Here is a 19,864-nt window from a genome sequence, read left to right as displayed (position 1 = left end):
GGAGGCGGTGACTAGCCCCACTCGGCCGAACGGACCAGAATGCAGCCGGAGTCCGGGCAAAAGACGATGTCGTCCTCGGCCGCGGCCTTGATCTCCGCGAGGTCGCCAGGGCTCAGCTGCATGCCGGAACCTTCGGAGGTGCCGTGGAAGAGCCGCGCCGCGCCCACGCCGCGCTTGGCCAGGGTCTTCTCATAGACGGCGAGCATTCCCGCGTCCAGTCCCTGCGCGAATTCGGAGCGCTGCCCGCGCACCACGGTGGCCTCGGCGGCGATCTCGGCCAACTGCTCGTCCAGCTCGGCACGGATGGAGCCGAAGGAGCCCTGGATATCGTCAACGATTTGCTGCTGCGCGGCCTGGCGGGCGCGGAGCGAGTCGAGCCGTTCCAGGACTTCGAGCTCGACGTCTTCGAGGTCGGAGCGGCGCTTGTTGAGCGAGACGAGGTCCCGCTGGAGGGCGACGAGGTCCTTGGAGAGTCCGGTGCCGCTGTTCAGCCGCGCCTCGTCACGCTCGATCCGGGAGGTCACCTGCTCGACGTCGGCTTCGGCACGCTTAAGTTCCAGTTCGGCATCGTGGACGGCCAGCTTGGCGGCGCCCAGTTCCCCGTTGGCCACGCTCAGCGCAGCTTCCAAGTCGGTGATCCGGGAGTCGCTTTCCAGGCTTCGGCGGCGGCTGGACAGGGCTTTGAGCTTGGCGTCCAGTCCCTGCAAGTCAAGCAACTTCAATTGTTCCGCCGGTGCTGCCTTGGCCACTCGTTACCTCCGCTTGTTCCCATCCGGCCGGAGCCGGGCACCGTCGCGGCGCTTCCTAACTCTAGCGCCTAGCGTGCTCCCCGGCCTCGCTACGTCCCCACCGGCTCCCAAACCTCGCTGCGCTCGGTGTGGGTCCCTCGCCGGTGGGCCCGGCAACGGACCTCGCACGCGAGGCTTAGCCCGGCGTCAGAATGAAGTCCCACGGATCACTGTTGGTGGTACTGACCCGGATTTCGACGTCGTGCCCCTGGTCGGAGAGCACGTTGCCGAGCGCTTCCGCGGCCGCGGGCAGCCACAGCCACTCGCTGGCGAAGTGGGAAACGTCGATCAGGTACGGCCGGTCGTTGACCGCCGCTTCGCGGGCTTCCGACGCCGGGTGGTGGCGCAGGTCCGCGGTCAGGTAGACGTCGGCGTTGCTGGCCCGGACCTCGCCGAAGAGGGAGTCGCCGGCGCCGCCGCAGACAGCCACCCGCCGAACGATGCCGTCCCTGTCCCCTGACACCCGGACGCCACCGGCCACGGAGGGCAGGATGCCGAACACGCGGGCGGCGAAGTCCCCCAGCGTCAGCGCCTCTCCGAGGTCGCCGACCCGGCCGATGCCTTCCTCCGGGAGCCCGTTCGCGGCAGGAGTCAGGGGGGCCACGTCCTGCAGTCCCAGCGCGTCGGCCAGGACGTCGGAGACGCCCCCGACGGCGGAGTCACCATTGGTGTGCACGGTCATCAGCGCGGTGCCGGACTCGATGAGGCGATGGACAGCCTTGCCCTTCGCCGTGTTGGCGGCAACGCTCGTCACGCCCCTGAGCAGCAGCGGATGGTGGGTGATCAGGAGCTCGGCGCCGAACTCGATCGCTTCCTCGATCACCTCGCTGGTCGGATCGACGGCGAACATCACCTTGCGCACCTCGGCGTCCGGGTGGCCCGCCACGAGGCCCACCTCGTCCCAGTCCTCGGCCAACGATTCTGGCCAGAGTTCCTCCACCGCAAGCTGGATCGCGCCCAGCGTTGTGGGTCCCAGTGCAGCGGTGCCGGGTGCCTCGCGGGCGCCGGCACCGGCGCCGGCGGCGGCAGCAACGCCGTCGGACTCAGCTGAAACATCGGTGTTCACAGGTTCCATACCCCATTTTTACCCTATCCGGGGCCCGCCCCGGCACTTGTAACAGTCTCGCCAGCACGGTGCCCGTAACAGTCTCGTAAGGTGGGCAGGGAATCATCGGAGCCGCCGAACCATTGAAGAGATCATGAGAACTTTTGTCCTCGGCGGAGGCTGCTTTTGGTGCCTCGACGCCGTCTACCAGAAAACCAAGGGTGTCAGTTCGGTCATTTCGGGCTACACCGGAGGCCACGACCACAGCCCCGACTACTACTCTGTGTGCTCCGGCACCACTGGCCACGCCGAGGTGGTGGCGGTGACGTTCGACGAGGACATCATTCCCGCCGAGGTCATCCTGGACATGTTTTTCGCCCTCCACGACCCCACCACCCTGAACCGCCAGGGCTACGACGTCGGGACGCAGTACCGTTCATCGATGTTCTACCAAACCACCGAGGAAAAAATCCTGTTCGAGGAGGCGATCGAACGGAACCAGGCCCTGTGGCGGCACCCGATCGTCACGGAGGTCAGCCGTCTGCCGAAGTTCCATGTGGCCGAGGATTACCATCAGGACTTCTACGCCAAATACCCGGAGCAGGGCTACTGCCAGGTCATCATCAACCCAAAGCTGGCCAAGGCGAGGAAATATTACTCTGCGTGGCTTAATTCTTAGCTTGGGTCTGCCAGCGCTCGTTAGGCTGACCAAAGTTATCCCTCTTCAAAGACAGGCATACATACATGGCACCGATCTATGACGATGTTACCCAGCTGGTTGGCGGGACCCCGCTCGTCCGGCTGAACCGGCTGAGCGAAGGCCTGGGGGCCACGGTGGCCGTCAAGCTGGAGTTCTACAACCCGGCCAACAGCGTCAAGGACCGGATCGGCGTCGCGATCATCGATGCGGCCGAGAAGTCCGGTGCCCTCAAGCCAGGCGGCACGATCGTCGAAGGCACGTCCGGCAACACCGGCATCGCCCTGGCCATGGTCGGTGCGGCCCGCGGCTACAAGGTCATCCTGACCATGCCCGAAACCATGTCCACCGAACGCCGCGTCATGCTCCGCGCCTACGGTGCCGAGATTGTCCTGACCCCCGGGTCCGAGGGCATGCGCGGCGCCGTGGAGAAGGCCCAGGAGATCGTTGCCAACACGGAGAACTCCATCTGGGCCCAGCAGTTCGCCAACGAGGCCAACCCGGAGGTCCACCGCCGCACCACCGCCGAGGAAGTCTGGGCCGACACGAACGGCTTGGTGGACATCTTCGTCGCCGGCGTCGGCACGGGCGGCACCGTCACCGGCGTCGGCCAGGTCCTGAAGGAGCGCAAGCCCGAGGTCCAGATCATTGCCGTCGAGCCGAAGGACTCCGCCATCCTCAACGGCGGCGCCCCCGGTCCGCACAAAATCCAGGGCCTCGGCGCGAATTTCGTTCCCGAAATCCTCGACACCAACGTCTACGACGAGGTCATCGACGCCACGCTGGAGGACTCCGTCCGCGTCGCGCGCGATCTCGGCATCAAGGAAGGCATCCTGGGCGGCATCTCCTCCGGCGCGATCGTCTGGGCCGCCCTGGAAATCGCCAAGCGTCCGGAGAACGCCGGTAAACTCATTGTTGCGGTCGTCTGCGACTTCGGTGAGCGCTACATCTCCACCGTGCTGTACGACGACATCCGCGGCTAAGTACCGGCCGCTGCCCCACGAACGCCAGAAAGGTCTTTGTGAGCTTTTTCGCGAGACTGAAGGAAGACCTCGACGCCGCCCGGTCGCACGACCCGGCGGCGCGGGGTTCTTTTGAGAATTTCTTCGCCTACTCCGGCCTGCACGCGATCTGGTTCCACCGCCTGACGCACCGGCTGTGGCAAAACCCCGCGCTGCGGTTTCCGGCGCGGCTGATCTCCCAGCTGGCCAGGTTCCTCACCGGTATCGAGATCCATCCCGGAGCCACCATCGGCCGGCGCTTCTTCATTGACCACGGGATGGGCGTGGTCATCGGTGAGACCGCCGAGATCGGCGAGGACGTCATGATCTACCACGGCGTGACGCTCGGCGGCCGCTCGCTGGCGAAGATCAAGCGCCACCCCACCATCGAGGACCGCGTGGTGATCGGCGCCGGGGCCAAGGTCCTGGGCCCCATTACCATCGGCCGGGACAGCGCCGTCGGGGCTAATGCCGTGGTGGTCAAGGACGCCCCGGCCGAGTCGATCGTCACCGGCGTGCCCGCCACGTGGCGGCACCGCGACGCGCAACGCGAGACCAAACCCGCCGTCGACCCCGCCGAATACCTGATCGATTACCACATTTAGGGCAGCGGGCTACCGGGGAAGACGTTTGTAGGCGTTCCAGAGGACGGCGTCGAATGCCCGGTCCGGCAGCAGGTGGCGCAGCAGCAGAATCCCTTTGGCGCTGGCACCCACCGGGTACCGTGTCTTGGGCCGCCGCGAGGTCGCGGCATGCAGTATCGCCGCCGCCACCTGCTCCGGCGGCGTCGCGGTCGCCGGATTCACGGTGGTGCCCAGTGCCGCCGCCACGGCCGTGGCCTGGGCCGCATAGGGCCCGTTCCCCGAGCTCGCCAGAAGCCCCTGCGCCGCGATGGGGCCCCACTCCGTCACCGTCCCGGCGGGCTCGATGATGGCCACGTGGATGCCATGCGGCTTGAGCTCCAGCCGCAGGGAATCGCTGAGGCCCTCCACCGCAAACTTCGTCGCGTGGTACCAGGCGCCCAGCGGCTCGTACATCTTTCCGCCGATGGAGGAGATGTTGATGATCCTCCCGGCACCGCCGGCCCGCATGGCCGGGATCACGAGCTGTGTCATCCGGGCCAGGCCGAAGACGTTGACGTCGAACTGCCGCCGCCCCTCAGCCAGTTCGACTTCCTCAAGGGAGCCGTACGTCCCGTAGCCGGCGTTGTTGACCAGCACATCGATCCGGCCGTGGGCCGCCAGCACGCTTTCGACGGCGACGCTCATCGAGGACTCGTCGGTGACGTCCAGGGCCAGCACCTTGACGCCGGAAGCCTTCAGTGGCTCCATTCTTTCCACCCTGCGCGCCCCGGCGTAGACCGTGAAGCCGGCCGCGGCGAGCTTCTTCGCCGTCTCGAAGCCGATGCCCGTGGACGCACCGGTGACAAACGCTACGGGCTGGGGCATGGGCTGAACTCCTTGGGCGAACTCCGGCGACAGGTGCGGCCGGATACACGAACGGCCGGCGCCTCCCAGAGTAGCTGGAAAGGGCCGGCCGCAGCGTCGTCGGAGCGGGGCGGTGCCTAGTGGGTGTCGACTGCCTCGATCTCGGACTTGTCCTCGCCCCACAGGGTGTGGAAGGTGCCCTCGGCGTCAACGCGGCCGTAGGTGTGCGCACCGAAGAGGTCGCGCTGGCCCTGGATGACGGCGGCCGGGAGGCGCTTGCGGCGCAGGCCGTCGTAGTAGGCCAGCGAGGAGGAGAACACCGGCACCGGGATGCCGAGCTGGACCGCGGTGGCGACCACGCGGCGCCAGGCCGGGAGGACCTCGGCGATTGCCTTGGTGAACGCCGGGGCGAAGAGCAGGTTGGCCGGCTTTTCCGCGGCGGCGTACGCCTTGGTGATCTCCTTGAGCAGTTCCGCACGGATGATGCAGCCGCCGCGCCACAGCGAGGCGATTTCGTCCAGCTTCAGGTCCCAGCCGTATTCCTTCGCGGCGGAGGTGAGCATGTCCAGGCCCTGCGCGTAGGAGATCAGCTTGGAGGCGTAGAGCGCCTGGCGGACGTCTTCGACGAAGCTCTCCGGGACCTCGACGGCGGCTTCGGCGCCGGTCAGCAGTTCCTGGGCCAGGACGCGCTGCTCTGCCTGTGAGGACAGGGCCCGGGCGAAGACCGATTCGGCGATGCCCGAGACCGGGGAGCCGAGCTCAAGCGCGGAGATGACCGTCCAGCGGCCGGTGCCCTTCTGGCCGGCGGCGTCCACCACGACGTCGACGAACGGCTTGCCGGTCTTCGCATCGACGTGGCCGAGGACCTCGGCGGAGATTTCGATCAGGAAGGAGGCGAGGTCGCCCTTGTTCCACTCTGCGAAGATCTTGGCCTGCTCGGCGGGTTCGATCCCGGCGCCGGAGCGCAGGAGGTCGAAGGCCTCGCCGATGACCTGCATGTCGGCGTATTCGATGCCGTTGTGGACCATCTTGACGAAGTGTCCGGCGCCGTCAGTGCCGATCCAGGCGCAGCAGGGCTGGCCCTCAACCTGGGCGGCAATCTTTTCCAGCAGCGGACCCAAGGCGTCGTAGGACTCCCTGGAGCCGCCCGGCATGATCGAGGGGCCGTTCAGGGCACCCTCCTCGCCGCCGGAGACGCCGATTCCGACGAAGTGCAGATCCTTCTTGGCCAGCGCGGCCTCGCGCCGGCGGGTGTCCTCGTAGTGGGAGTTGCCGGCATCGATGATGATGTCGCCGGCTTCCAGCAGCGGCTCGAGCTGTTCGATGACCGAGTCGACCGGCTTGCCGGCCTTGACCATGATCAGGACCCGGCGCGGCTTCTCCAGCGAATCGACGAGCTCCTGCAGCGTCTCCGTGCGGACGAAGTCGCCGTCGTCACCGTGCTTGGCGAGCAGGGCGTCCGTCTTTTCCACGGACCGGTTGTGCAGGGCAACGGTGAAGCCGTTCCGGGCCAGGTTGCGTGCGAGGTTGGCCCCCATCACCGCGAGGCCGGTGACACCGATGTGTGCTGACATCAAAACTCCAATTCATATCTGTTCGCCATGGATGCACGGCGACTCATGGATGACGTTCATCCAGGGCTCGGCAGGCCGTGCCGCAGTGGGCGAAACCCGCTCTTAACGATCAGTGGCTGTCTATAAACCATATGTATTTCCGCGGGCTGCGGGAAAGCAGCGACCACGTAGCGGAATAATGCGCGTCACAAACAGTCTATGATCCGCCGCGCCCTTTACGCCGGTCGGTCTGGACACGTGAAGCCGCATTATGCTTACGACTATGTCAACCAGCCTCCACCACCGTGCCATTGAGCACCTCGGAAGCCGGATCGTCGCCGGCGAGCTTCCTGCCGGGCACGTCATGCTTGCCGAGCACCTCGAGGATGAGCTCAAGGTCTCCCGCTCGGTGGTCCGGGAGGCGGTCCGGGTCCTCCAGTCCCTGGGCCTGGTGGAGACCATCAAGCGCGTCGGCATCCGCGTGCTGCCGGCCAGCCGGTGGAACCCGTTCGACCCGCTCGTGATCCGCTGGCGCCTGGCCGGCGAGGGCCGCGGCGCCCAGCTACGCTCCCTTGCCGAGCTCCGCACCGCCGTTGAACCGGTGGCGGCCGAGCTGGCGGCGGCCAACGCCCCCGAGGAGCTGCGGCGTGAACTCGTGGAGATCTCCCACACCATGCGCGAGGCCGGGCAGGCCGGGGACGTGCCGAGGTTCCTGGAGCTGGACATCCTCTTCCACTCCCTGCTGCTGACCGGCTCCGGCAACGAAATGTTCGCCAACATGGTGGGCCAGGTCACGGAAACCCTGACCGGCCGCACCCTCCACGGTCTCATGCCGGACCACCCGCGCGAGACGGCGCTGCAGTGGCACGTCGACGTCGCAGAAGCCATTGCCGCCGGGGATGCCGCTGCCGCGCGCGAGGCCTCCAACCGGATCATGCGTGAGACGATCTCGGAGATGGAGCCGGACTGGAAAAACCAGCCGCGGGTTTTCGTCCCAGTCCAGCGCTTCTAGAGACGAAAGCGGGCTGACTCGGGCGGCTCTGGGGCGCTCGGAGGGCCATGAAACACATCCGGGGCAGGGGCGGCTCCGGGGCCGAGTTAAGCCATCGATTAGGGTATTTCCGTCCGGCAGACACGACCTCCGGCGTTTAACATTTCCAAATGTTCACGGTATATTCATTACAAGCCTTCCACCGCGGCATCCCCCAATAGTCGCGGTGGAAGGCTTTTCCAATGCCTGTTTTAGACGGCCATTCTAGGCCGCGTCCGCAACTGCCCCGCGCAGGCGCCAGCCGCCGCCGAGGCCGTCCCGGATCAGTTCCATGGTGGTAAGCGCGGACCCCATGTTGCGGCCAAGCCGGGCCTGGACCTGCCAGACCTCGACGTCCACCCGGCTGTGTCCCTTCGGCATCCGGCGCTCCGCCTCCCACCAGTTCACCCGCTCGAACCAGCGGACCGGCTCGGCGCCGATCAACCATTCCCTGCCCCCGCGAACGACGGCGTGCGGCCGCCCGTCCGGGCCTGTCTTAATCACCACATGCTCCATGCCCGCGACTCTAGGGCGGGGCTCAGACAATTTCGGGTGTCGGACGGGCCGGGATCCCGGCACAGGATCCGGGAACCACAAAACCCCGCCATAGCCGGTCTCTCGGACCGCGATGACGGGGTTTTTCGTGGTGGGTCCTACCGGGATCGAACCGATGACATCCACGGTGTAAACGTGGCGCTCTACCAGCTGAGCTAAAGACCCAAACCGCGGCATCCGCGCCTCAGCGCTTCAACCAACGAACAGCTACTGTACCGGACGGGACCGGCCGGGCGCCAATCGGCCGACGTCGCGCCGGTCCAGCACCAAGACCGGCCCGACACTGCTCAGAGCGACGGCAGCTCGGCGGCGAGCCAGGTCAGGGCCCCACTGACGCCCGCCTCAAGCTTGATGGTGGCCAGGTCATCCCCGCGGGTTGCCCCCTTGTTAATGATGACCACGGCCTTGCCCTGCTTCGCGGCGTGGCGGACAAAGCGCAGGCCGCTCATCACGGTGAGGGACGAGCCGGCCACCAGGAGCGCCCCGGCCGCGTCGACCATGGCGTAGGAGCGCTCCACCCGGTCCTTGGGCACGTTTTCCCCGAAGTACACGAAGTCCGGCTTCAACGTCCCTCCGCACGCGGGACAGCGGGCAACGACGAAGGATTCGATCAACGCGGAGTCCTCGACAGTGGCGTCGGCATCGGGCGCCATTTCAACGGCACCTGCGGCGCGGGCCCGTTCGAGGAACCCGGGGTTGAGCTCCTCCAGGACGCCGGCCAGGAGCCCGCGGCTGTATCTCCGGTGGCAGTCCAGGCAGACGACCCGGTCGAAGCGGCCGTGCAGGTCCACCACATTGACGCTCCCGGCGTCCTCGTGAAGCCGGTCCACGTTCTGGGTGATGAGCCCGGTGAGCAGCCCCCGGTGCTCCAGCCGGGCCACCGCGGCATGGCCGTCGTTCGGGTCCGCCCGGCGCAGATGCGACCAGCCGATGTGGTTGCGTGCCCAGTAGCGCTGCCGGTTTTCGGCCGCGCCGATGAATTCCTGGTAGGTCATGGGCGCACGCGGGACGGCGCCGGGGCCGCGGTAGTCCGGGATGCCGGAATCCGTGCTCAGTCCGGCGCCGGTCAGCACAGCGAACCGTCCCCCGGCCAGGAGGGCATGGATGTGCTGCAGGACCTGGAGTTCGCCCCGCTCCGCCGGGGTGCCTGCGTCCGTGGCCGGGGGAAGGCTGGCAAACCCGGTCATGCCGATCCCTGGCCGCCGCTGCCTCACCGGATCAGTTCCCGCCGAGCCCCGCGAGGGCCGTCCGGTATTCGGCCAGGTCCCGGGCTTGGCCGCGGGGATTGACCACGACGTAGCGGACCATGCCGTCCGCGTCGATGATGAAGGTGCCGCGCAGGGCCATCCCGCTTTCGGCGTCGAACACGCCGTAGGCCGAGGCGACCGCGCCGTGCGGCCAGAAGTCGGCGAGCAGGTCGAAGCCGTACCCTTCCTTTTCGGCGTAGGCGCGCTGGGCGAACTTGCTGTCCACCGAGACCGCCAGCACGGCGGCGTCGGCGTTCTCGAAGAGCGCCAGGTTGTCCCGGATCTCGCACAGTTCCCCCGTGCAGATGCCGGAAAACGCGAAGGGATAAAAGACAATCACGACGTTGCGCCCGCGGAAGTCCGAGAGGCGCACCGGTTCGCCGAACTGGTTGGCGAGCTCGAAATCCGGGGCAGAATGGCCGACGGCGGGAACCGGCGCCGCGCCGGCGTCCTGCTGGACCGCTTGGGTCATTTGTTCTTCCGCGTGACCAGCCGGGTGGCGCTCCAGTCCTTGGAGACGCCGGCCGAGGTGGTGTAGTGAAGTCCCGCGGTGGGCGCCGCGTCCTGGATGTCAGCCGGCGAAACGTAGCCGACCCGTCCGGACTTGGGGGTCAGGACCCACACGACGCCGCCCTCGGTGAGGGTGGTCAGCGAGTCGACCAGGGTGTCAACGAGGTCTCCGTCACCGGCCCGCCACCACAAAATGGCGGCATCGACGACTTCGTGATCGTCCTCGTCGAGGAGTTCAGAGCCCGTAAGATCCTCGATGTCGTCACGCAAGTCGAAGTCGACGTCGTCGTCATAACCGAATTCCTGAATAAGGTCCCCGTCTTTGAAACCCAGTTTCTCCGCCACATTTACCGAAGTGGCGGCGTCGGCCTCGCTCACGTGTTGCTCCTATGCTTTGTGAATTGCTTCATGTTCTCAATGGCACTAGTGATTTCCATTACTCCAAGCCAACACCCTTTGAGCCCTCGCTTCAAGCTGTTGGCACCGCGATCCGCCATATTCTGCGTCACACAGGGCAATCGATGCGCTTTCGGGCAGCCCTCGGTCACACAACCAGTATGCCCGTGAAATACGTCGGGGGGTCCAGGCGGCGGCTACGCATCAGCCTGCTCCCCCGGCTAGAGTGGCTGGTGACGACTACGCCTGCGCGGGCAACCGCCCTAAAGACACAGGCAGGCGTAGCGTGACTGGACCGCCCGGCGCATCCGACCGGGCTGTTGTAACCGATATGTCGCACACGTCGCGTTCACCCCAGGCAGTCACCCTGCCCGGAGCTGAGGGTGCCGATGGATGCGCTCAAAGAGAGGTTGGACGTGGCTGCAGGAGAAGATACCTCCCATATCCTCAGCGGGTTGACTAACCAGCTGCCTGATCGTGATCCGGAAGAGACCGCCGAGTGGCTGGAGTCCCTGGACGCTTTGATTCAGGAACAGGGCACCGAGCGTGCCCAGTACATCATGCGGAGCCTGCTTCAGCGGGCCGGGGCGCAGAGCGTGGGTGTTCCGATGGTCACCACCACGGACTACGTCAACACGATTCCGGTGGACCAGGAAGCACCCTTCCCGGGCGATGAGGAGATCGAGCGGAAGTACCGGGCGTGGCTGCGGTGGAACGCGGCAGTCATGGTGCACCGGGCGCAGCGCTCCGACATCGGCGTCGGCGGCCACATCTCAACCTACGCCGGGGCCGCGACCCTGTACGAGGTCGGGTTCAACCACTTCTTCCGCGGCAAGGACCACCCCGGCGGCGGGGACCAGGTCTTCTTCCAGGGCCACGCCTCCCCCGGCATGTACGCCCGCGCCTTCATGGAAGGCCGGCTGAGCGAGGAGGACATGGACGGCTTCCGGCAGGAGAAGTCCAAGGAAGGCCACGCCCTCTCCTCCTACCCGCACCCGCGGCTGATGCCGGAGTTCTGGGAATTCCCGACGGTCTCCATGGGCATCGGGCCGATGAACGCGATCTACCAGGCCCAGTCCAACCGCTACCTGCACAACCGCGGCATCAAGGACACTTCCGACCAGCAGGTTTGGGCGTTCCTGGGCGACGGCGAAATGGACGAGCCCGAGTCCCGCGGCCTGCTCCAGCTCGCGGCCAACGACAAGCTCGACAACCTCAACTTCGTGATCAACTGCAACCTCCAGCGCCTCGACGGACCCGTCCGCGGCAACGGCAAGATCATGCAGGAACTCGAGGCGTTCTTCCGCGGCGCCGGCTGGAACGTCATCAAGGTCGTCTGGGGCCGGGAGTGGGACGACCTGCTCGCCAAGGACCGGGACGGCTCGCTCGTGAAGATCATGAACGAGACCGTCGACGGGGACTACCAGACCTACAAGGCCGAGTCCGGCGCGTTCGTCCGCGAGCACTTCTTCGGCCAGACCCCGCAGACCAAGGAATTGGTCCAGGACCTGTCCGACGACGAGATCTGGAACCTCAAGCGCGGCGGCCACGACTACAACAAGGTCTACGCCGCGTACAAGGCCGCCACCGAGTTCAAGGGCAAGCCCACCGTCATCCTGGCGCACACCGTCAAGGGTTACGGCCTGGGCACGCACTTCGAGGGCCGCAACGCGACCCACCAGATGAAGAAGCTCACGATGGCCGACCTCAAGGCCTTCCGCGACCACCTGCGCATCCCGATCACGGACGAGCAGCTGGAAGCGGACCTCTACCGGCCGCCGTATTACCACCCCGGCATGGACTCCCCGGAGATCCAGTACCTGATGGGCCGCCGCAAGGAACTCGGCGGCTTCGTCCCCGAGCGGCGCTCCAAGCACGTCGACGTCACCCTCCCGGATGAGAAGGCCTACGAAGTCGCCAACCGCGGCTCCGGCAAGCAGTACGCCGCCACCACCATGGCGTTTGTCCGCCTGCTCAAGGACCTCATGCGGGACAAGGAGTTCGGCAAGCGGATTGTGCCGATCATTCCGGATGAGGCACGCACCTTCGGCATGGACGCGTTCTTCCCGACGGCGAAGATCTACAACCCGAACGGCCAGAACTACCTCTCCGTGGACCGCGAGCTCGTCCTGGCGTACAAGGAGTCCATCTCCGGCCAGATCGTGCACGCCGGCATCAACGAGGCCGGTTCCGTGGCAGCCTTCACCGCCGCCGGAACGTCCTACGCCACCCACGGCGAACCGCTGATCCCGGTCTACGTGTTCTACTCGATGTTCGGGTTCCAGCGCACGGGCGACTCCTTCTGGGCAGCCGCCGACCAGATGACCCGCGGGTTCATCATTGGCGCCACTGCAGGCCGCACCACCCTGACCGGCGAAGGCCTCCAGCACGCGGACGGGCACTCCCCCATGCTTGCGGCAACCAACCCGGCGGTTGTCACCTACGACCCCGCGTACGGCTACGAGATCGGCGTCATCATGCGCGACGGCCTCAACCGGATGTACGGTCCCGGCGAAGCCGGTAAAGAAATCGCCGACAACGACCCGTCGCGGAACGTGATGTACTACATCACCGTCTACAACGAGCCGATCGTGCAGCCGCCGGCACCGGCGGAACTCGATGCCGAGGGCATCATCAAGGGCATCTACCTGCTGGCACCGGCCAAGATTGACGGCCCTCGCACGCAGATCCTTGCCTCGGGCGTGTCCGTCCCCTGGGCCCTCGAAGCCCAGCGGGTCCTCGCCGAGGACTGGGGCGTCTCCGCGGACGTCTGGTCCGTGACCTCCTGGACCGAACTGCGCCGCGACGCCATGGCCGCCGAAGAAGATGCCTTCCTCAACCCCGGCCAGCCCGCCCGCGTCCCGTTCGTCACCCAGCAGCTCGCCGGCGCCACCGGACCGATCGTGGCTGTCACGGACTACATGAAGGCCGTGCCGGACCAGATCCGCCAGTTCCTCCCGAACGAGTTCGCCTCGCTCGGCGCCGACGGCTTCGGCTTCTCGGATACCCGCGCCGCGGCACGTCGATTCTTCAAGAACGACACCCACTCGGTGGTGGTCCGTTCCCTCGAGATGCTGGCCCGCCGCGGCGAAGTCGACGCCCAGGCACCGGCCCAGGCGATTGAAAAGTACCGCCTGCTCAACGTGAACGCCGGCACCACCGGCAACGCGGGCGGCGACTCCTAACGAGCCCCTGCCGGGCGGCGACGCCGGGCAACCGTGTCCGACGGCGGCTCCACTCCGAAAGGAGGGGGCCGCCGTCGGGCGTTTAAGCGCCAGGGGGCGAATAAGCGCGGGAGGCGTTTAGGTTCGCCGTCCCGGCCGGGCCGGTGTGACGCAGGACAACGCAAGTTGTAGCCTTCGCACAAATGGAGCTTGGGCGGCGCGATGCGTATGCTCGATGCATGGCAGAGCCGATCACCACTCCAGAAAAACGCAAGCCGGCCTCGCGGGCGATGACTCCGGAGAAGGCAGAGACCCTCAAGAAGCTCCGGGCCAGCGTGGGCCAGCTGTCGACCACGACATTGCGCCAACTGGAGAAATCCCTGCCGTGGTACAGCCGGCTGAACTCCGATGAACGCTCCGCCCTGGGCATGGTGGCCCAGAACGGCATCGCGGCGTTCGTCACCTGGTACGAGCGGCCCAGTTCGCCGTCGTGGATCCTGTCCGATGTCTTCGGCACCGCCCCCACCGAACTGACCCGCTCCATCAGCCTCCAGAAGGCGCTCCAGCTCATCCGAATCGTCGTGGAAGTCGTGGAGGACCAGGTTCCGGTCATCGCCCCGGAGGCGGACCAGGGGGCCCTCCGGGAGGCCGTGCTGCGCTATTCGCGGGAGGTCGCGTTTGCGGCCGCCGACGTCTACGCCCGCGCCGCGGAATCCCGCGGTTCCTGGGACACCCGGCTGGAAGCGCTGATTGTCGACGCCATCCTGCGCGGCGAAAACACCGACGCCCTGCGGTCGAGGATCGCCGCCCTGGGCTGGAAGGCGCAGGAGCGGTTCACCGTCATGGTGGGAAATTCCCCGTCGGAACCGAGCGCCAGCTACGTCAGCGAACTGCGCCGCACCGCGGGGCGCTTCGCCGAGGACGCCCTCGTGGGCATCCAGGGCGACCGCCTCATCCTGATCCTCGGCGGGGTCCAGGACCGGGAGACCGCGTACCTGAAACTGAGCGAACTCTTCGCCCCCGGCCCGGTGGTCTACGGCCCAGAGGCCGGCTCACTCCTCGAGGCCAGCGGTTCGGCCCAGTCGGCCTTCGCCGGGCTGACCGCTGCCCGGGCCTGGCCCTCGGCGCCCCGCCCGGTGGCCGCAGATGACCTGCTCCCCGAGCGTGTCATCTCCGGTGACGACGCGGCCCGCCGGTCTCTGGTCAAGAACATCTACCGGCCCCTGGTGGCCGCCTCCAACGGACTGGTGGAGACCCTGGGCACCTACCTCGAACTGGGCCATTCGCTGGAGGCGACAGCGCGCGAGCTCTTCGTTCATGCCAACACCGTGCGCTACCGGCTCAAGCGCGTCTGCGACGTCACCGGCTGGGACCCGCTGCTGCCACGGGAGGCGTTCGTGCTCCAGACGGCGCTCGTGGTTGGCCGGCTTTCGACTCCGCCGAAGGCCCCCGCCGAACGGCAGCCTGCCCGAAACGGCTCCTGAACCGTTGTAGACTTCCTACAAACTGACCCAGTGAGCTTGGTGCATGAAAACACCAATGTTCACGCGGTAATTTGGAAAGCTGGTTACGTGCTTGCAATCGTCTGCCCTGGACAGGGCTCCCAGACCCCTGGTTTTCTGGCCCCTTGGCTGGAACTGCCACCCGTCGCAGGCCTCCTGGCCTCCCTCAGCGAAATAGCAGGCATCGACCTCACCGCCCACGGCACCACCTCGGATGAGGAAACCATCAAGGACACTGCCGTCGCGCAGCCCCTGATCGTCGCGGCGGGCCTTGTGGCCGCGAAGTCGCTGTTTGACGTCGACCTGGGCACGCTTCCGGTCATCCTTGCCGGCCACTCCGTCGGCGAAATCACCGCGGCCTCACTGGCCGGCGTCCTGACCGAACCCGAGGCAATGACGTTTGTCCGCGAACGTGCCAACAGTATGGCCGCCGCGGCGGCCGCCACCCCGACCGGCATGAGCGCCGTCGTCGGCGGCGACCCGGCCGAGGTCGTGGCAGCCATTGAAGCCGCAGGCGCCACCGCGGCCAACGTCAACGGTGCAGGCCAGACCGTGGCCGCCGGCACCCTGGAGCAGCTCAAGGTCCTGGCCGAGAACCCGCCGGCCAAGGCGCGGGTCATTCCGCTCAAGGTTGCCGGGGCGTTCCATACTTCACACATGGCTCCGGCCGGTGCCACCCTCGAGGCGCTGCGCCCGTCCCTGCACCCCGGCAACCCGCGGGTGCCGCTGCTGTCCAACTACGACGGCGCGGAAGTCACCGACGGCGCCGCCGCCGTCGACAGCCTGATCGCCCAGGTCTCCCGCCCGGTCCGCTGGGACCTCTGCATGGAGACGCTGGTGCAGCGCGGCGTGACCGGTGTGATTGAACTGGCTCCCGCAGGGACCCTCGCCGGCCTGGCCAAGCGCGGCATGCCCGGCGTCAAGACCGTCACCGTCAAGACCCCGGACGATCTTTCCGCGGCCCTGGCCCTATTTGCAGAACTGGAGGGAGGGGCATGAGCGTTCCCACTCTGAAGCAGGCGCCCGTCCAGGAAAACACCCGGATCCTGGCTGTCGGCGCGTACCGGCCCGAGGTCATCGTCACCAACGATGACGTCTGCCAGTGGATCGATTCCTCGGATGAATGGATCCGCCAGCGCACCGGCATCATTACCCGGCACCGTGCCCCGGCCGAGGTCAGCGTGATCGACATGGCCGAAGGCGCAGCCCGTGAGGCCTTGGAGAAGGCCGGCATCGAAGCTTCGCAGCTGGGCGCCGTGATCGTCTCCACAGTCACCCACCCCTACGCCACCCCGTCCGCCGCCGCAAGCCTGGCCGACCGGCTCGGCGCGACGCCGGCTCCGGCGTTCGACATCTCCGCGGCCTGCGCCGGGTACTGCTACGGCATCGCCCAGGGCGACGCCCTGGTGCGCTCCGGAGCGGCCAAGTACGTCCTGGTGGTGGGCGCCGAGAAGCTCTCCGACGTCATCGACAACACGGAACGGACCATTTCCTTCCTCCTCGGCGACGGCGCGGGCGCCGTCGTCATCGGCCCCTCCGACACGCCGGGCATCAGCCCTTCGGTGTGGGGCTCGGACGGCAGCAAGTGGGATGCCATCGGCATGACCCACTCCATGCTGGACGTCCGGGAACTCGCCCGGGCCGGCAGGAACAGCGGAGCCGTCAGCGCCGAAGAAGCCGCCGTCACAGACGCATCCCTGTGGCCCACGCTGCGCCAGGACGGCCAGACCGTCTTCCGCTGGGCCGTCTGGGAGATGGCGAAGGTGGCCCAGCAGGCCCTGGACGCCGCCGGCATCACCTCCGATGACCTCGCCGCCTTCATCCCGCACCAGGCCAACATGCGCATCATCGACGAAATGGCCAAGAAGCTCAAACTGCCTGAGACGGTCAAGATCGCCCGTGACATCGCCGACGCCGGGAACACTTCGGCGGCGTCCATCCCCCTGGCCACCCACCGCCTGCTCGAGGAAAACCCCGAGCTCAGCGGCGGGCTGGCGCTGCAGATCGGCTTTGGAGCCGGACTGGTCTTCGGCGCCCAGGTGGTCGTGCTTCCCTAGGCAGCCACCCGCTTTTCTGAACTGAATACGAGATACGTTCCGCCTGTTTCACCTCTGCACCGCCGGCCTGAGATTCCGATCTCTTCCCCGAACGGCGCACAGCAAGCACTCCCGCACCAAGCCGAAACCCTCGGCTTGAATCATTTCCGCCCAAGACCGCCGGCACTCCACCGGCAGCCGAGGGCACCAACTAGAAAAGGAGCCATCAATGGCTAGCAACGAAGAAATCCTGGCCGGCTTGGCTGAAATCGTCAACGAAGAGACGGGCCTGGCGCCCGAGGCTGTCGAGCTGGACAAGTCCTTCACCGAGGACCTGGACATCGACTCCATCTCCATGATGACCATCGTGGTCAACGCCGAAGAGAAGTTCGGCGTCCGCATTCCGGACGAAGAGGTCAAGAACCTCAAGACCGTCGGCGACGCCGTCACCTTCATCTCCAGCGCCCAGGCCTAAGCCACGCTCTCGCCGCCAACGGCGGACCCGGTGGCCGGTCCCGGCGCAGCAGCGCCCGGACCGGCCCCCAGCACCACCATTCGAGTGCACCACCACGTGCACCAAGTGCACCACCACAGAGTTTTCCCCAACGCAGGCCCCGGCGACCCCGTTTGCGGGTTCCGGACACGGCAGGCGCACCGACAGAGAGTGATCCCATGGCACGCAAAGTAGTCATTACCGGGCTGGGTGCCACGACGCCCATCGGCGGCGATGTCCCCACGATGTGGAAGAACGCGCTCAAGGGCGTCTCCGGCGCGCACACGCTTGAGGACGACTGGGTGGCAAAGTACGAACTGCCTGTCCACTTCGCCGCCCGGGCCTCCACCCCGGCCCTCGAAGTCCTTAGCCGGGTCGAGGCCAAGCGCATGGACCCGTCCACGCAGTTTGGCGTCATTGCGGCCCGCGAAGCCTGGGCCGACGCCGGGATCACGGAGATCGACCACGACCGCCTCGCCGTGGCTTTCGCCACCGGCATCGGCGGCGTCTGGACCCTGCTCGACGCCTGGGACACCCTGCGCGAAAAGGGCCCCCGCCGGGTCCTGCCCATGACCGTGCCCATGCTGATGCCCAACGGCGTCGCGGCGGCAGTCAGCCTGGACCTCGGCGCCCGCGCCGGCGCCCACACCCCCGTCTCGGCCTGCGCCTCCGGCACCGAAGCCGTGCACATGGGCCTGGACCTGATCCGCTCCGGCAAGGCCGACGTCGTCGTCTGCGGCGGCGCCGAAGCCGCCATCCACCCGATGCCGATCGCCGCCTTCTCCTCCATGCAGGCGCTCTCCCGCCGCAACGACGACCCGGAGCGGGCCTCCCGCCCCTACGACCGGGACCGTGACGGCTTCGTCATGGGTGAGGGCGCCGGCGCCCTCGTCATCGAAGCCGAGGAGCACGCCCTGGCCCGCGGTGCCCGGATCTACGCCGAACTGGCCGGCACCTCGGTCACGGCCGACGCCTACCACATCACCGCCCCGGACCCCGAGGGCCTCGGCGCCACGCGTGCCCTCAAGGCAGCCATGTTCGACGGCCGCATCCAGGCCGAGGACGTCGTGCACGTCAACGCGCACGCCACCTCCACCCCGGTCGGCGACAAGCCCGAGTACACCGCGTTGAAGGCGTCCCTGGGCAAGCACGTTGACAGCGTCGCGGTCTCCGCCACGAAGTCCCAGATGGGGCACCTGCTGGGCGCCTCCGGTGCCGTGGAAGCAGTCCTGACGGTCCTGGCTGTGTACGAGCGCAAGGCCCCGGTCACCATCAACCTGGAGAACCAGGACCCCGAAATCCCGCTCGACGTCGTCACGACGGCCCGCGACCTGCCCTCCGGCAGCATCACCGCGCTGAGCAACTCGTTCGGCTTCGGCGGCCACAATGCCGTGATCGCGGTACGCAGCGTGTAGTGCACGTTCCCGGTGCCCGGTCTACACGACGGGTGACGCCCACATGACAGATGGCGGCAATGTTCAGTGTGAACATTGCCGCCATCTGTCGTTTGGCGCCTGGCTATGGATTCTGCGCCTTGATATGGGATTGCTGCGGAACTGTGCTGCGTTTACTGCCGGGGTTGCGGCGAAACGGCTGCCGGGCCTGCGGCGGACGGGTCTTTAGCCGACCTGGTGGAGCCAGCGCACCGGGGCGCCCTCGCCGGCATGGCGGAAGGGCTCCAGCTCCTCATCCCAGGCCTCGCCGAGGGCGAGCGAGAGTTCATGGTAGACGGCCGAGGGGTCGCCGGCGCCGGATTCGTAGGCGTAGCGGATGCGGTCCTCGGAGACCATGATGTTGCCGTGCACGTCAGTGGTGGCGTGGAAGATCCCCAGCTCGGGGGTGTGCGACCAGCGTCCGCCGTCGACTCCCTGGCTGGGCTCCTCGGTGACCTCGTAGCGCAGATGCGCCCAGCCGCGCAGAGCCGACGCCAATTGAGCCCCCGTGCCCGGCTTCCCGGTCCACGACAGCTCGGCCCGGAACATTCCGGGCGCAGCAGGCTGAGCAGTCCACTCCAAGTCCGTCCGTTTGTCCACGACGGACCCTATGGCCCACTCCACGTGGGGGCACAAGGCAGTCGGGGCCGAGTGAACGAACAACACACCGCGGGTCAGTGCAACAGACATTCCATCCTCCATAGCTGTAGGTACGTCTTCCCCAACGACCTCTGCCTGGATGTCTGCCTGCTGCGCGGATTCGTAATGGTGCCGGCGGTCCCTGCATGACTACTGTTGTACAACCGGATTCCAAGCTGGGACGTGATGCATTCCAGCTTCAAGCTCAACTTGAAACTTCCCGGGCGTGAGTTTTATTGTGCCCTACCCCTCCTAATTACGCCAGTGCGATTCGGCGCGTCACCCCGGCGCGCCGCTCCGGGTCTCCGGAACAGCCCCGAGGGGCGCCTCCAAAGCGGGTTTAAGGCG

General features: G+C 67.0%; 19 protein-coding genes and 1 tRNA gene. 10 read left to right on the top strand and 10 right to left on the bottom strand.

Annotation, left to right across the window (positions count from 1 at the left end; all coding sequences use genetic code 11):
* Positions 1–11: 11 nt before the first annotated feature.
* Together ACFVVK_RS05725 and ACFVVK_RS05720 are read right to left on the bottom strand one after the other, a co-directional pair.
* Positions 12–749, bottom strand: coding sequence for a zinc ribbon domain-containing protein (locus tag ACFVVK_RS05725; RefSeq protein ID WP_390264659.1), 738 nt, complete (start codon positions 747–749; stop codon positions 12–14).
* A 175-nt stretch (positions 750–924) separates the two neighbouring features.
* Positions 925–1,863 (bottom strand): Nif3-like dinuclear metal center hexameric protein, encoded by a 939-nt coding sequence (locus ACFVVK_RS05720; RefSeq protein ID WP_390264657.1) that lies wholly within the window; start codon positions 1,861–1,863, stop codon positions 925–927.
* A gap of 124 nt (positions 1,864–1,987) precedes the next feature.
* Between ACFVVK_RS05720 and msrA the strand changes: the two genes are divergently transcribed.
* The 3 genes from msrA to epsC all read left to right on the top strand — a co-directional run bounded on the left by msrA (position 1,988) and on the right by epsC (position 4,136).
* Positions 1,988–2,512 carry a peptide-methionine (S)-S-oxide reductase MsrA gene (gene msrA / locus ACFVVK_RS05715; protein WP_390264654.1) on the top strand — a complete coding sequence of 175 codons (525 nt, stop codon included), beginning with the start codon at positions 1,988–1,990 and terminating at the stop codon, positions 2,510–2,512.
* A gap of 65 nt (positions 2,513–2,577) precedes the next feature.
* Positions 2,578–3,513, top strand: coding sequence for a cysteine synthase A (gene cysK / locus ACFVVK_RS05710; protein WP_390264651.1), 936 nt, complete (start codon positions 2,578–2,580; stop codon positions 3,511–3,513).
* 38 nt (positions 3,514–3,551) lie between these two features.
* Positions 3,552–4,136: a serine O-acetyltransferase EpsC gene (epsC, locus tag ACFVVK_RS05705; protein WP_090953239.1), complete on the top strand. Its 585-nt coding sequence runs from the start codon at positions 3,552–3,554 to the stop codon at positions 4,134–4,136.
* Between the two features lie 9 nt (positions 4,137–4,145).
* Here the strand turns inward: epsC and ACFVVK_RS05700 are convergent, their stop codons facing one another.
* The gene (locus ACFVVK_RS05700) at positions 4,146–4,979 is read right to left on the bottom strand and encodes an oxidoreductase (RefSeq protein ID WP_390264648.1); all 834 of its coding nucleotides are present in this window, start codon (positions 4,977–4,979) and stop codon (positions 4,146–4,148) included.
* A gap of 116 nt (positions 4,980–5,095) precedes the next feature.
* Complete coding sequence (gene gndA / locus ACFVVK_RS05695; protein WP_390264645.1) at positions 5,096–6,532, bottom strand: NADP-dependent phosphogluconate dehydrogenase; 1,437 nt, start codon at positions 6,530–6,532, stop codon at positions 5,096–5,098.
* Positions 6,533–6,794: 262 nt separating this feature from the next.
* Between gndA and ACFVVK_RS05690 the strand changes: the two genes are divergently transcribed.
* Positions 6,795–7,523, top strand: coding sequence for a FadR/GntR family transcriptional regulator (locus ACFVVK_RS05690; protein WP_390264642.1), 729 nt, complete (start codon positions 6,795–6,797; stop codon positions 7,521–7,523).
* A gap of 243 nt (positions 7,524–7,766) precedes the next feature.
* Here ACFVVK_RS05690 and ACFVVK_RS05685 read toward each other — a convergent pair whose 3' ends face one another.
* From ACFVVK_RS05685 to ACFVVK_RS05665, 5 genes are all read right to left on the bottom strand, one after another.
* Positions 7,767–8,045 (bottom strand): hypothetical protein, encoded by a 279-nt coding sequence (locus tag ACFVVK_RS05685; protein WP_390264639.1) that lies wholly within the window; start codon positions 8,043–8,045, stop codon positions 7,767–7,769.
* A gap of 140 nt (positions 8,046–8,185) precedes the next feature.
* Positions 8,186–8,261 (bottom strand) — tRNA-Val (locus tag ACFVVK_RS05680).
* Positions 8,262–8,383: 122 nt separating this feature from the next.
* Positions 8,384–9,283, bottom strand: a complete 900-nt coding sequence (locus tag ACFVVK_RS05675; RefSeq protein ID WP_390264636.1) for an NAD-dependent protein deacetylase — start codon at positions 9,281–9,283, stop codon at positions 8,384–8,386.
* Positions 9,284–9,314: 31 nt separating this feature from the next.
* On the bottom strand, positions 9,315–9,815 hold the full coding sequence (locus ACFVVK_RS05670; RefSeq protein WP_390264633.1) for a peroxiredoxin: 501 nt from the start codon (positions 9,813–9,815) through the stop codon (positions 9,315–9,317).
* Complete coding sequence (locus ACFVVK_RS05665) at positions 9,812–10,231, bottom strand: DUF3052 domain-containing protein (RefSeq protein ID WP_091256835.1); 420 nt, start codon at positions 10,229–10,231, stop codon at positions 9,812–9,814. Before ACFVVK_RS05665 ends, ACFVVK_RS05670 begins: the two co-directional genes overlap by 4 nt.
* A 407-nt stretch (positions 10,232–10,638) precedes the next feature.
* Here ACFVVK_RS05665 and aceE point away from each other — a divergent pair, with 407 nt between their 5' ends.
* The 6 genes from aceE to fabF all read left to right on the top strand — a co-directional run bounded on the left by aceE (position 10,639) and on the right by fabF (position 18,859).
* Positions 10,639–13,434 (top strand): pyruvate dehydrogenase (acetyl-transferring), homodimeric type, encoded by a 2,796-nt coding sequence (aceE, locus tag ACFVVK_RS05660; RefSeq protein ID WP_390264630.1) that lies wholly within the window; start codon positions 10,639–10,641, stop codon positions 13,432–13,434.
* Between the two features lie 218 nt (positions 13,435–13,652).
* A complete protein-coding gene (locus ACFVVK_RS05655) occupies positions 13,653–14,897 on the top strand; it encodes a PucR family transcriptional regulator (RefSeq protein ID WP_390264628.1) in 1,245 nt (414 codons plus the stop codon).
* 87 nt (positions 14,898–14,984) lie between these two features.
* Positions 14,985–15,914, top strand: a complete 930-nt coding sequence (locus ACFVVK_RS05650; RefSeq protein WP_390264626.1) for an ACP S-malonyltransferase — start codon at positions 14,985–14,987, stop codon at positions 15,912–15,914.
* Positions 15,911–16,972 (top strand): beta-ketoacyl-ACP synthase III, encoded by a 1,062-nt coding sequence (locus tag ACFVVK_RS05645; protein ID WP_390264623.1) that lies wholly within the window; start codon positions 15,911–15,913, stop codon positions 16,970–16,972. Before ACFVVK_RS05650 ends, ACFVVK_RS05645 begins: the two co-directional genes overlap by 4 nt.
* A gap of 208 nt (positions 16,973–17,180) precedes the next feature.
* On the top strand, positions 17,181–17,426 hold the full coding sequence (locus ACFVVK_RS05640) for an acyl carrier protein (RefSeq protein ID WP_090953205.1): 246 nt from the start codon (positions 17,181–17,183) through the stop codon (positions 17,424–17,426).
* Positions 17,427–17,623: 197 nt separating this feature from the next.
* Positions 17,624–18,859 (top strand): beta-ketoacyl-ACP synthase II, encoded by a 1,236-nt coding sequence (fabF, locus tag ACFVVK_RS05635; protein WP_390264620.1) that lies wholly within the window; start codon positions 17,624–17,626, stop codon positions 18,857–18,859.
* A gap of 204 nt (positions 18,860–19,063) precedes the next feature.
* Here the strand turns inward: fabF and ACFVVK_RS05630 are convergent, their stop codons facing one another.
* Positions 19,064–19,567 (bottom strand): DUF3145 domain-containing protein, encoded by a 504-nt coding sequence (locus ACFVVK_RS05630; protein WP_090953201.1) that lies wholly within the window; start codon positions 19,565–19,567, stop codon positions 19,064–19,066.
* Between the last annotated feature and the right edge of the window lie 297 nt (positions 19,568–19,864).

Origin of the sequence: Arthrobacter sp. NPDC058192 (assembly GCF_042883665.1) — a bacterium.
In the GTDB taxonomy this organism is placed as follows: domain Bacteria; phylum Actinomycetota; class Actinomycetes; order Actinomycetales; family Micrococcaceae; genus Arthrobacter.
The sequence above is the reverse complement of the archived record's forward strand: the minus strand, read 5'-3'. Positions and strand labels throughout refer to the sequence as shown.